The organism is Roseovarius sp. JB2-10 (genome assembly GCF_055693585.1).
In genome coordinates this window covers 3,204,879-3,217,385 of sequence record NZ_CM146337.1, presented here as the reverse complement: position 1 = coordinate 3,217,385, position 12,507 = coordinate 3,204,879, and the positions used below count along the sequence as shown (strand labels likewise).

The following is a 12,507-nucleotide window of genomic DNA, read 5'->3' as shown; positions in this document are numbered from 1 at the left end:
CAATTGTTGTATGCTATGGTATACATATGGTGTTTGCCCATTGAATTTACAAGATATGGTATCTGGGATTAAGGAGGGGCAAAAGACAAATTAGGACCAGCGCACCATGACCGCGACATTTAAGTTTGATCTGAAGGCTGTGGATGGCGCGGCACGCTGTGGGGTGATCTCGACCCCGCGCGGGGAAATCCGCACGCCTGCCTTTATGCCGGTGGGCACGGCGGCGACGGTCAAGGCGATGATGCCCGAAAGCGTGCGCGAGACAGGTGCCGATATTTTGCTGGGCAATACGTATCATCTGATGCTGCGCCCGGGGGCGGAGCGGGTGGACCGGTTGGGTGGGTTGCACCAGTTTATGAACTGGGAGCGGCCCATCCTGACCGATAGTGGCGGGTTTCAGGTGATGAGCCTGGCCGGGCTCAGGAAGCTGACCGAAGAGGGCGTGACGTTCAAATCGCATATCGACGGATCCAAGCACGAATTGACCCCCGAGCGATCGATGGAAATTCAACGGCTTTTGGGCAGCGACATCGTGATGTGTTTCGATGAATGCCCGGCGCTGCCCGCAACGGATGACGCTGTGGCCGAAAGCATGCGTTTGTCCATGCGGTGGGCGGCGCGGTCAAAAGACGCCTTTGGGAACCGGCCTGGTCACGCGCTTTTTGGCATCATGCAAGGGGGCGTCACGCCGGATTTGCGCGAGGAAAGTGCCAGGGCGCTGCGTGAGATCGGGTTTGACGGCTATGCCATCGGCGGTCTGGCCGTGGGTGAAGGGCAAGAGGCAATGTTTGGTGTTCTGGACTATGCGCCGGGGTTTTTGCCGCAGGACAAGCCGCGATATTTGATGGGTGTAGGCAAGCCCGATGACATTGTAGGCGCCGTGAAGCGCGGTGTGGACATGATGGATTGCGTGCTGCCGTCACGCTCGGGCCGGACCGGGCAGGTGTTTACACGGCGCGGCGTGGTGAACATCAAGAACGCACGCCACGCCGATGACCCGCGCCCCTTGGATGAGGCTTGCACATGCCCGGCCTGCCGCAACTATTCACGCGCTTACCTCCACCATGTTTTTCGCGCGCAGGAAATGATTTCGGGCATGCTGCTGACATGGCATAACCTGCATTATTATCAGGAGCTTATGGCAGATATGCGCACCGCGATTTCCGCCGGGCGTTTCGATGATTGGGAGGAAGAGTTCCATGCCGAGCGCGCCCTTGGGGATATCGAGCCGGTGTGACGCGACGGCCGTGCGGCGCTCCCGCAAATGCGGATCGCCCCGCCCACCGTCCCGCCATGCGCGACGCATTCGAGCCTAGCGCAAGTGGCACGGAAACAAACTGTTTTCAACTTAAAGTTTCGTTTTTTTGACAAAATCGTGTGAAATACGCGGTACTGGGTTCTGCTGCTTTCAGGAAAAGTCAGGAATCCAGCATAGGTGCTGAATGGGTGGGCCTGTAGTGTAAGTGAAACTGTTTACGTGGTGAGTGTTATGTTGAAGTTCATTGTATTCTTTTGTGGTTGGTTTTCTGTGGCAACATTGGCGGCGGCAACGCTGGCCTGATCGTGGCCTCAGCTTCGGCGCTTTAAGCTGAATTTGCATCATTTCTGTCGGAATTGTCGCTTGCTCCTGTGGAGTGAGCGAGGCATTGTCGTTTCACGCGGTTGAAATGCGGGTCGAACAGACCCAGTTAACAACAGGTGAAACGGAGAAGACCGGGGCTGCTGAATAATCGGGGCCAGAGTCTTTTTGCCAAGAACAGGAAAACCGAGCATGCAAGACCCATTGAACGCCTCGTACCCCGTACTTCCGTTGCGGGATATCGTGGTATTTCCCCATATGATCGTGCCGCTCTTTGTGGGCCGGGAAAAATCAGTCCGGGCGCTGGAAGAGGTGATGCAGGATGACAAACAGATCCTGCTATCGAGCCAGATTGACCCGAGTGTAGATGATCCGGATTCTGCGGGCATCTACAAGGCCGGCGTGCTGGCCAACGTTCTGCAACTGCTGAAGCTGCCTGACGGCACTGTGAAAGTGCTGGTCGAAGGTGTGGCGCGGGTGCGGATCACGCAATATCTGGAAAACGATGATTTCTTCGAGGCGCGCGCCGAGTATCTGACCGAGATGCCGGGTGATACGACCACGATTGAGGCGTTGCTGCGCACCGTGACCAACGAGTTCGAGCGCTATGCCAAGGTCAAGAAGAACATCCCTGAAGAAGCGCTGACCGCCGTGAGTGAATCCGATGAACCCGCCAAGCTTGCCGATCTGGTGGCCGGGCATCTGGGCATCGAGGTTGGTCAGAAGCAAGAACTGTTGGAGACGCTTTCTGTCAGTGAGCGGCTGGAGAAGGTCTATGGCCTGATGCAGGGCGAAATGAGCGTTCTACAGGTCGAGAAGAAGATCAAGACTCGCGTCAAATCCCAGATGGAGCGCACGCAGCGCGAATATTATCTGAATGAGCAAATGAAGGCCATTCAGAAGGAGCTGGGTGACGGTGAAGAGGGCGAAGGCGAAGTCGCTGAGCTCGAAGGCAAGATCAACGAGACCAAGCTGAGCAAAGAGGCCAAGGAGAAGGCCGAAGCCGAGCTCAAGAAGCTCAAGAACATGAGCCCGATGAGCGCCGAGGCGACCGTTGTGCGCAACTATCTCGACTGGATGCTCAGCATTCCGTGGGGCACGAAAAGCCGTGTCAAAAAGGATCTGCATCGGGCACAGGAAGTGCTGGATGCGGATCACTACGGGCTTGAGAAGGTCAAGGAACGCATCGTGGAATATCTGGCGGTGCAGCAGCGCTCGAAAAAGCTGAAGGGCCCGATCATGTGCCTCGTCGGCCCTCCGGGTGTCGGTAAAACCAGCCTTGGCAAGTCGGTTGCGCGGGCAACGGGGCGCGAGTTCATTCGCATCTCGCTGGGCGGTGTGCGTGACGAGTCTGAGATTCGCGGTCATCGCCGGACCTATATTGGCTCGATGCCGGGCAAGATTATTCAGGCGCTGAAAAAGGCGAAAACCACCAATCCGCTGATCCTGCTGGATGAGATCGACAAGATGGGCCAGGATTTCCGTGGGGATCCCGCAAGTGCCATGCTTGAGGTGCTTGATCCGGAACAGAACAGCACCTTTGTGGATCATTATATGGAGGTCGAATATGACCTCTCGAACGTGATGTTCCTGACCACGGCGAACTCCTACAACATGCCCGGGCCTTTGCTGGACCGGATGGAGATCATTCCGCTGGCCGGCTACACCGAGGACGAAAAGCGCGAGATTGCCAAGCAGCATCTGCTGGCCAAGCAGGTCAAAAACCACGGGCTGAAGGAAAAGGAATTCGGGCTGAGCGATGGCGCGTTGACCGACATGATCCGTTATTACACGCGGGAAGCCGGCGTGCGGAATCTGGAGCGTGAGATCGCCAAGGTGGCCCGCAAGGCCGTGACGAAAATCATCAAGAAGGAAGATGACACGATCAATGTGACGTCGGACAATCTGGATGAGTTCCTTGGCGTGCGAAAGTTCAAGTTTGGTCTGGCAGAAGATGCAGATCAAGTTGGCGTTGTGACCGGGCTGGCCTACACGTCCGTGGGCGGAGAGCTTTTGAACATCGAAGCACTGCGCCTGCCGGGCAAGGGCCGGATGAAGACCACCGGTAAACTGGGCGACGTGATGAAGGAATCGATTGATGCGGCCTCCAGCTATGTCCGCTCGATCAGCCCTCAGATCGGCATCAAGCCACCGCGCTTTGAGAAATGGGACATTCACGTGCATGTGCCTGAAGGTGCCACGCCCAAAGATGGTCCCAGTGCCGGTCTGGCAATGGTCACATCGATCGTTTCGGTTCTGACAGGCATTCCGGTGCGCAAAGACATCGCCATGACGGGCGAGGTCACATTGCGCGGTAATGCATTGCCCATCGGGGGCCTCAAGGAGAAACTGCTGGCCGCCCTGCGCGGGGGCATCAAGCGCGTGTTGATCCCGGCGGAGAATGAAAAGGATCTGGCCGAGATCCCCGACAATGTGAAAGAGGGGCTCGAGATCATTCCGGTCACCCATGTGCGCGAAGTCTTGAAATATGCGCTTGTGGCCGAACCGGAGCCCGTGGATTGGGATGAAGCTGCCGAAGAGGCCGCTGCAGCCGAAGCTGCGCTCAAGACTGAGGGTGATGGCACAGGCGCCACCGCGCACTGATCTCCCGATCAATCGCATGACAAAGGGCGCATCTTCGGGTGCGCCCTTTTTGAGTCATGCGGCGTGATTGGTGCTCCTACGGGTAAGACTTGTCTGGCATTGCGCGCGGGTTCTGCGTAGAAATGTTTCCAAGAGCAAAACAATGAGGCGCTGTATGAGCACGCGATCCACACCAGGCAAATCCAAATCCTCCCCCAAGTCGAGCACTTCATCGACCAGTAAAAGCAGCGCTAAGGCGCCATCGGCCCCCAAGTCACGGCTGGCCGGCCCGAAGCCGCCAAAGGCGAGAAGTGCGAGCGCAGGCCCAAAAACTGTTGCGAAAAAGGTAACAGTGGCTCAGGTCGCCGCCGCGAAGGGCACCAAGCCCAGCACCAGTAAAATTCCCGCACCCGCCGCAGCTACGACAGCGGCCGATGCCCCCAACCCGGCGACGGCAGAGCTGAAAAAATCCGAGTTGATTGATCTGGTTGTCGAACGCAGTGATGTCAAAAAGAAATACGCCAAGCCGGTAATTGAAGCGATGTTGGAAGTGTTGGGCGAAACCGTTGCCAAGGGGCGCGAATTGAACCTGCAGCCAATGGGCAAGGTGAAATACAACCGCACCAAGGAAACCACGTCGGCGCGTGTCGTTGTCGCCAAGATCCGGCAAAACCGGTCCTTTGGCACCAAGCCCGCGCCGGGCAAAGACACGCTTCCTGACGCGGCAGAATAGCCGGCGCGTCGCTTGACGTCAGGCGGTGCCACAATGCGCCGCTCGGGTATCACCCAGTTTTCATCCATTTCTTTTCGGTGAGGTGTCTGTCATGGCGGCCTATCCCAAAATCTGGTTTTTGCGCCACGGGCAGACCGAATGGAATGCCGTTGGTCGTATTCAGGGGCGTTTGAACTCCGATCTGACCGCGCAGGGCCGGGCGGATGCACAGGCGCAGGCGGGCTTGATTGCGCCCTATCTGGACGACGTTCAACGCGGCCCCGGTGGCATCTACGTGTCGCCGCAAGGGCGGGCGCAGGACACGGCGCAGATTGCCCTTGGCGGATGCGACTACGAGGTTGACGACCGGTTGGCCGAAATCAACACCGGCGAATGGGAGGGCGAGTTGCGTGCCGATGTGGCCCCGCACGGTGCGGATATCGATGTCTACGTGTCGGCACCCGGCGGCGAAGGTATGGCCGCGCTTGAGGACCGGGTGCGCAGTTTCCTCGATGCTCTGACCGGGCCCAGCATTATTGTGTCGCATGGCATTCTGGGCAAGGTCCTGCGCGCGCAGGTCTGTGGGTTGGACGCCGCGGAGATGAAAGCGTTGAGCAATCGCCAGGGCTGCATCTATGTGCTGGAAAACGGCATCGAAAAAATTCTGGACTAGACGGGTGCCAGAAGGGGTTGCACGCCTTCGCAATCTGGGGCAATAAGCGCCGGTCGGGTGATTAGCTCAGTTGGTAGAGCGCTTCGTTTACACCGAAGATGTCGGGAGTTCGAGTCTCTCATCACCCACCATATTCCCGTCCCATCGCTTTTTTAAACGGTCAATCGGCAACTCTGCGTTGTTTGCGCAACGGATCCCTTGGTGATTTCGAAGTAGACTTATGACCGCGCCGTCCTAGAATGCGCGCCATTGTGACAGAGTTATTTTGGCACACGTAGTGCCTTATAAAGAAATGAAAAAATTGGGGACATACCGTGACCGAGGGGACGGAGCGGCAATTCACAGACGGCAGTCTGATGCGCCACGTTGCGGTGATGTCTTTGACATCGAGCGTGGGCATCATGGCCATTTATGTGGTCGACCTTTTCGACATTCTTTTCATCTCGATGCTCGGTCACAAGGAAATGGCGGCGGCGGCCGGTTATGGCAGCACCGTCCTGTTTTTCGTCAGCACGATCAATCTGGGCCTCTCCATCGCCTCCGGAGCGCTGGTAGCGCAGGCCATCGGTGAAAACCGCAAGGATCGCGCCCGCGAAATTGCCAGCGTTGCGGCCTTGGTGGCCGTCGGGGTCGGTTTGATTGTGCCGCTCATGATGATCCCCTATCTGCCGCAACTCCTTGGGCTCATCGGGGCGCAAGGTGATGTCTCCGAGATGGCCCAAAGCTATCTGGTGATCATTCTGCCGGCCACGTGCTTTTCCGGCGTGTCGATGACGGCGATTGCGGTGTTGCGGTCGCGCGGGGTGGCCAAATGGTCGATGTACCCGTCGCTATTTGGCGCCTTGGTCAATCTGGTGATGGATCCCATTTTGATCTTTGGCTTTGGTCTGGGGTTGGAAGGTGCCGCGGCGGCCACGGTGATGGCACGGGCGGCCACGTTGGTGCTGGCGCTTTACGCGGCGGGAATCATGCGGCAGGGCTTTACCCGTATCGGATGGCCGCATCTGCGCGGGGATGGCCCTGCAATTCTGCGCTTTGCCGTGCCTGCAGTCTTTTCGTCGATCGCGGCACCGGTCGGTCAGGCGATCATCATGCGCTACATCGCCAAGTTCGGTCCCGAAGCGGTGGCGGGACTGGCGGTGATTGGCCGTCTGGCCCCGGTGGTGTTTTCGGTGGTGAACGCGCTTTGTGGATCCATCGGGCCTATCATCGGCCAGAACTTCGGGGCAGGGAAGGCGGATCGCGCCAGATCGGCCTATTTCGATGCGCTGAAGTTCTTGGCGATTTATGTGGTTGGAGTGACGCTGCTTCTTTACCTTTTCCGCTCACCCATTGCGGATGCCTTCGGCGCAGAAGGGCTGACCCGCGAAATTCTCTATTTCTACTGCGGTCCGCTGGCCACGATTTCGTTTTTCAACGGCTCGATCTTCATCTCCAATGCGGCGTTCAACAATCTAGGCTTCCCGAACTATTCGCCGGTGTTGAACTGGGCGCGCAACACGTTTGGTATTCTGCCGTTCGTCGCGGTTGGAGAGTATTTCATGGGTGTTTGGGGCGTGGCCTATGGGTTCTTGCTGGGCGCGGTGGTGTTTGCGATCATCTCCTTTGTGATCACTGTCCGGTTGCGGCCATTTGCCGAGCAGGCGCAGCTCCGTCGGCAGCAAAAAGACTACAAACTCAGCCTTGAACAAGAGAGCCTGCATCAAGGCGATTCAATGCAGCTCTGACACGCCGAAACGAGGTACAATCGCCTTTGGGTCGGCATTTTTGCCTTGCGATTCTATCTATGCGTGTGGTGTGGCAAAAAAACCGCTGAATTCATCCATTTCCAGCTTGCCCCAGAGCCCTAACGCGTGGTTTCAAGGATGGGTAAGGCCACATCTAGATGGCGCTGAATAAAAAACCACAAGACTGTGCCCCCATAAGAAAAAACAGGGGCTTTGAGCAGGCAGGAACTATGGTGGGACAATGAAGAACGCGTTGGACTTGATAACGGTCGGCGGAGAGTGTCTTGGAGCGCTGGCTGAGATCGGCGTGACCGTCGAGATGATCACGGATTTCGCCTATGCCAAGGAACTGACCGAAGACATGGGCAAACCCGGTCTGACGGCGAAACTGTCGAGCGACTTTAACGACTTCACCGAAGAAAGCGGCTTTTGGCTCTTTATGCGCGAGGATGGCGAATATTCAGCCTCGGTCGCGGTGCGGTATGATGATGTCGGGCGTGAGAAAATGGGCGATTACATGATCCGCACCATGCGCCGCCATTACCCCCAGCAACGGACAGATGCGGTGATCAGTTTCACCGACGCGGTGCCGCCCAATTTTCACGGGCGCATGGCCTATATCGGGGAGTTGTTCATGCGGCCGGGGTTTCGCGGATCCCGCCAGAAGCTGCGCTATTTCATGATGCTGTTGCATACGACCATAGCCACGAAATGGACGGTCGACTGGACCTACGCGATGATGCGGGACCGGGATGTCAAACTGGGCTTTGCCACGAATTACGGGTTCGCCATACAGATCCCCGGCGTGGCGCGGTGGTCAGAGCCGGCACCCGCAGGGCGGGGCAGTTCCGAATGGCTGGTGGCGGTATCGGCCGAGAACCTGAGCCATATGATGGCCCATTACGCTGGATCACTCGAGAGCTTGTGAATAGTTCAGAATGTAGCGGTTGCCTTGCATGTCTTCGACCGGCAGCAGCAGGCGCTTGTAGTTGAACCGCAACGGGAAGCTGTGATTGGGCAGGTTCACCTCGATCTCCTGAACCGAGAGCTGCGGATCGCCTTTGCTGGTCTCCACATGTGCCATCGTAACCTTTTCCGTCAGGCTGTGTTCGAATGTCTCGAAGAGCTGGCCCAGATGTTCTGCCGACTTCACGCCAAAGGAAACCCGCGCGAGGCTTTTTTCGCCGACCATATAGGGCTGCGGCAATTCCGCATCGGAATCGGGTGCATGGTACAGGTCCACATGTTCGGACAAACGGTCAAAGTTGCTGAGCATCCCGTGTTGTTGGTGCCACCAGGTCAATACGTCGTCAATCAGCGGGCCGGTGCCGCGTTTGGTCAGCGTGCGGTGAGCCTCGCGGGTGACCGAGGTCAGTATGCGTTCGGCATGGGCCGAGACGATTCGATTGTCGATGTCGTTGTTCACAAGGCTGAGTTGATCGTTCAAACCGGCAATCTGATTGGGCGTTACCCCTAAAGAGGCACAGATTTTAATCACGCTTGTGAAGCCCGGATCGCTTTTTGTGGACAGCAGGTTTGAGATATACCTCTCCCCTTGGCCAATCTCGAGAGATAAGCTTTTGTAATCATAGTCAGAATTTTTGATCAGCGTTTTAAGCCGTTCATGAAAGTCGATCACTGGTACGTAGTCCTAAATTCCGGATAGTCGGTAACTTATATTGACATACACACGAATAAGTCAAATAAAATGACATAACGCGCAAGTTAAAGTGGAAAGACTATGGCGAGTGAATTGGCGCGGAATGGCGGTAGGAAGCAGGCGCTTCTTGCCGCCATTCGTCAGAAAATGGAGGCCGATGCGGAGGCCCAGTTGCGGCCCGCAGAAGCGGTTATGGTCCTGGAATGGGCCATCGACAGTGACAACAATGACTGCAAGGCTGAGCTTCTCAATCTCTTTGACCGGATGGGCGGATTGCGCCTGATGCGGGATGTATTTGCCGATCTGAACTGATCCGGTCGGGACGCGATATGCGACTTGGCGCGCAAGTGCTGCAAAGAAAGCCCAAAATTCACGGTACACCCGCTTGACGGGGCGGGTGGCCCGGCATAATACGGCATCCACGCCCAAAGGATCGGGCGGGCAGTGAGCGGTTGTAGCTCAGTTGGTTAGAGTACCGGCCTGTCACGCCGGGGGTCGCGGGTTCGAGCCCCGTCAACCGCGCCACCACTGCCCTGAACGATCCCCGAAAGCGCCAGCGCGGTTGTAGCTCAGTTGGTTAGAGTACCGGCCTGTCACGCCGGGGGTCGCGGGTTCGAGCCCCGTCAACCGCGCCACTTTTCCACATATCGACATGGGCCACGTGGTGGCGATACGGCAAGGCCGGTGTTGTGGTGGCAGGTTTGCGCCGAGGTCGGTCCTACCAGATCACTTTCATCAGCAGGATCATCGCAACCGCATAGACCAAAAGACCGCCGCCAATCAAAAGCACATAGAAATTCTTGCGCGCGTCCCGTTCGGCGATTTCCTTGGTCTGCGACAGGATCAACGGCCAGGAATAGGCCATGAGGTCAGTTTGGGTCAGCACGGCCTGAATGCGGTTTTCGTCATCGACAACGGGCACGCGGCGGAACCGGTTCTGGCTCATGTTTTTCATCCACATCTCTATCTCGTCGGTGTCACGCGCCACGCTTGGGTCACGGGTCATGATGTCTTCGACTTTGGTGTCCGTGGCACTCATGCCTTTGTTGACCAGGCGTTTCATGATGTCCCGCTCGGTCAGAATACCGACCACTTTCTTGTCCGCATCGGCAACAATGGCGGCGCCGTAGTTCATTTCAGACATGTGTGCCACGGCGTCCGAAACCAATTGATCTGCGGTGACCGTGAAGGGTTCTGCCTTGGGTTGTGATGCAAGGCGATCTTTAATAAGCATTTGTAATTTATCCTTTTTATTGCAGGTCGATCCGAGCAGTACAAAGGTATAATTGGGTCCGAATACGATGCCTCCCCGGGCACTCGGAACCCAGCAAACTTGCCTCAGAACGCCATTTCACGCAAGGGTTGCAGGTTTTCGACCAAGTTCCGGATGGACACGCGCGGGCATATAGACGCCACGCAGGTTCCCAACTTTCTCCGTTGGGCCGCCAAATTGTAGTCAGATTTCAGATGCATTCACGAGGGCAAGAAACGTGAGGGCGTAATGACACAAGCCAGTTTTGCAGAACGATTGGAACGGATTGAACGGACGCAGGATACGCCGCTCAAAGACCGTATGCTTGCGGGTATCTCGGACGAACAGCGCGAGATGGAAACCAAGGGTGGTGTCTCAAAAACGCGCAAAGCGGCCCGGAAGGCCCGTCGTTTCGGGACCGAAGTGCCATTGCGCTTTGTCGCGGGCTTTACGCTGATGTTCACCTGCTTTCTTGTGATGAGCGAGATGGATACCATTCAGTCGCTGGTGGATGCCACGCCTGTTTTGGCGGAGTTCAGCCAATACACCATGTTGGGAATTGCGGGCGCGATCGTGTTTGTGATGCTGTTTTTTGCGTTCAAACTGCAGCGCGCGGCATTTCGTGTGCTCAAGGAACCGGGGCGCTTGCCCTTGGCCATCGGTATGGTGTTGGGCTTTGCCATCGGGTTTGAACCGGTGCAGTTCTCGGACACGATGATGGCGCAAATGGCTCAGGTGGCGCAGCTGCAATACTGACGCCACGGGCCGCCGGAGCAGATCAACCGCTTAATGCATCCAGCACCCGCGCCCAACTGCGCATGCCCTTGTGAAAACTCTCGACATTGTATTTCTCATTCGGGGAATGGATGGCGTCGTCATCATTGGCAAACCCGATCAACATGGAATCGAGCCCCAGGATTTCCTTGAAAAACCCTGCAATCGGGATCGATCCGCCCATGCCACAGAACACCGCCTCGCGGTTCCATTCATCGCTAAGCGCCTGACGGGCCTTCTCAAATTCCGGACGATCAATATTCATCACCGCGGCGGGGGAGCCCTCAAGGTTGTTGTCCCATGTGACGCGCGCATCGGGTGAAAGCTGCGCCTCGACATGCGCCCGCACCTTGTTGCGCAGGTCATCAGGGTCCATGTCACCCACCAGTCGGCAGGTCAGCTTGCAATGCGCTTCGGCGGGGATCACGGTTTTGCTGCCCGCGCCCTGATAACCGCCCCAGATGCCGTTGATCTCCAGCGTGGGCCGCGCCCATTGTTGCACCAGCGTGGGATATTCTTTTTCGCCATGCGGTTGGGTATAGCCGACGGAATTGAGGTATTCCTGTTCGTCAAAGCCCGAGTTTTCCCACTGGCGCAGGAGTTCGGCAGGTACCTCATGCACGCCGGCGTAGAACCCATCGACGGCCACGCGGCCCTGGTCGTCATGGAGCGACGCGATGATCCGCGACATTTCCCGCAAGGGGTTCAGACCCGGCCCGCCGTAATGGCCGGAATGGAGGTCAATCCTTGGGCCGTGAACGGTGAATTCATCCTTGAGCATCCCGCGCAGCTGTGACGCGATGGAAGGCACACCCGGCGCAACCATCGACGTGTCGCAGATCAGCGCGATATCTGCGCGCAGCTCATCCGCGTTTTCCTCCATGAAGGGGATCAGCGACGGCGAGCCGCTTTCCTCCTCACCCTCAAAGAAAAAGGTGATGCGACATGGTAGCGCGCCATTGATGTCCTTATAGGCGCGGCAAGCCTCGACAAAGGTCATCAGCTGGCCTTTGTCATCGGAGGAGCCGCGTCCGCGAATGACCTGACCATTGGGCGTGTCTTCCAGTTTGGGATCAAACGGATCGGAGTTCCACAGGTTCAGCGGGTCAACCGGTTGCACATCATAGTGTCCGTAAAACAGCAGGTGAGGGCCGGGCCCATCGATATGGCCGACAACCATCGGATGACCCGGCGTGTCGCGTTTTTTGGCATCAATTCCAATGCTTTGAAGGTCGGATACCAACCAATCTGCTGCGTCCTGACAGGGTTGGGCAAACGCGGGATCGGTGGAAATCGACTGGATGCGCAAGAGGCCCATCAGACGCTCCAGTGCCTCGGGCAGCTGATCATCGATGCGGGTTAGAACGGCGGAAAGAGACATGGGCGACGACCTGTTTTGCTTGCGTTTTCGAAGGCGAAGGTATCAGGCGCCGCCGCACTGTCCAGCCACTTGATCCCTGTTCCCGGTCCGGCCAGCGACATTTTGTAACTATTGCCGAAAAGGTAAGGTTTATATAACTATCCATCACCGCTGCTCTGGGCTAGTA

At 57.1% G+C, this 12,507-nt stretch carries 11 protein-coding genes and 3 tRNA genes; 11 read left to right on the top strand and 3 right to left on the bottom strand.

What is annotated here, in order from left to right; all coding sequences use genetic code 11:
* The first annotated feature begins 106 nt into the window (after positions 1-106).
* The 7 genes from tgt (at position 107) to ACZ1HJ_RS16035 (ending at position 8,202) form a co-directional block, all read left to right on the top strand.
* Positions 107-1,237, top strand: a complete 1,131-nt coding sequence (tgt, locus tag ACZ1HJ_RS16065; protein ID WP_472719654.1) for a tRNA guanosine(34) transglycosylase Tgt — start codon at positions 107-109, stop codon at positions 1,235-1,237.
* Positions 1,238-1,771: 534 nt separating this feature from the next.
* Entirely contained in the window at positions 1,772-4,183 is a 2,412-nt protein-coding gene (gene lon, locus ACZ1HJ_RS16060; protein ID WP_472719653.1) for an endopeptidase La, read from the top strand.
* A 331-nt stretch (positions 4,184-4,514) separates the two neighbouring features.
* A complete protein-coding gene (locus ACZ1HJ_RS16055) occupies positions 4,515-4,895 on the top strand; it encodes an HU family DNA-binding protein (protein WP_472719652.1) in 381 nt (126 codons plus the stop codon).
* A 91-nt stretch (positions 4,896-4,986) separates the two neighbouring features.
* The gene (locus ACZ1HJ_RS16050) at positions 4,987-5,547 is read left to right on the top strand and encodes a histidine phosphatase family protein (RefSeq protein WP_472719651.1); all 561 of its coding nucleotides are present in this window, start codon (positions 4,987-4,989) and stop codon (positions 5,545-5,547) included.
* A 55-nt stretch (positions 5,548-5,602) separates the two neighbouring features.
* Positions 5,603-5,678 (top strand) — tRNA-Val (locus ACZ1HJ_RS16045).
* Positions 5,679-5,861: 183 nt separating this feature from the next.
* On the top strand, positions 5,862-7,274 hold the full coding sequence (locus ACZ1HJ_RS16040; RefSeq protein ID WP_472719650.1) for an MATE family efflux transporter: 1,413 nt from the start codon (positions 5,862-5,864) through the stop codon (positions 7,272-7,274).
* A 241-nt stretch (positions 7,275-7,515) separates the two neighbouring features.
* Positions 7,516-8,202 carry a hypothetical protein gene (locus ACZ1HJ_RS16035; RefSeq protein ID WP_472719649.1) on the top strand — a complete coding sequence of 229 codons (687 nt, stop codon included), beginning with the start codon at positions 7,516-7,518 and terminating at the stop codon, positions 8,200-8,202.
* Here ACZ1HJ_RS16035 and ACZ1HJ_RS16030 read toward each other — a convergent pair.
* Positions 8,185-8,913, bottom strand: coding sequence for a helix-turn-helix domain-containing protein (locus ACZ1HJ_RS16030; RefSeq protein WP_472719648.1), 729 nt, complete (start codon positions 8,911-8,913; stop codon positions 8,185-8,187). The genes ACZ1HJ_RS16035 and ACZ1HJ_RS16030 overlap by 18 nt on opposite strands.
* A 102-nt stretch (positions 8,914-9,015) precedes the next feature.
* Between ACZ1HJ_RS16030 and ACZ1HJ_RS16025 the strand changes: the two genes are divergently transcribed.
* From ACZ1HJ_RS16025 to ACZ1HJ_RS16015, 3 genes are all read left to right on the top strand, one after another.
* On the top strand, positions 9,016-9,246 hold the full coding sequence (locus ACZ1HJ_RS16025; RefSeq protein ID WP_472719647.1) for a hypothetical protein: 231 nt from the start codon (positions 9,016-9,018) through the stop codon (positions 9,244-9,246).
* A gap of 136 nt (positions 9,247-9,382) precedes the next feature.
* Positions 9,383-9,459, top strand: a tRNA-Asp gene (locus tag ACZ1HJ_RS16020).
* Positions 9,460-9,492: 33 nt separating this feature from the next.
* Positions 9,493-9,569, top strand: a tRNA-Asp gene (locus tag ACZ1HJ_RS16015).
* A gap of 83 nt (positions 9,570-9,652) precedes the next feature.
* On the opposite strand, the gene ACZ1HJ_RS16010 is transcribed toward ACZ1HJ_RS16015, so the two are convergent.
* Positions 9,653-10,168, bottom strand: coding sequence for a CBS domain-containing protein (locus ACZ1HJ_RS16010; protein ID WP_472719646.1), 516 nt, complete (start codon positions 10,166-10,168; stop codon positions 9,653-9,655).
* Between the two features lie 267 nt (positions 10,169-10,435).
* Between ACZ1HJ_RS16010 and ACZ1HJ_RS16005 the strand changes: the two genes are divergently transcribed.
* A complete protein-coding gene (locus ACZ1HJ_RS16005; RefSeq protein ID WP_472719645.1) occupies positions 10,436-10,942 on the top strand; it encodes a hypothetical protein in 507 nt (168 codons plus the stop codon).
* A gap of 22 nt (positions 10,943-10,964) precedes the next feature.
* On the opposite strand, the gene ACZ1HJ_RS16000 is transcribed toward ACZ1HJ_RS16005, so the two are convergent.
* Positions 10,965-12,341, bottom strand: a complete 1,377-nt coding sequence (locus ACZ1HJ_RS16000) for a M20/M25/M40 family metallo-hydrolase (protein ID WP_472719644.1) — start codon at positions 12,339-12,341, stop codon at positions 10,965-10,967.
* Positions 12,342-12,507: the final 166 nt, after the last annotated feature.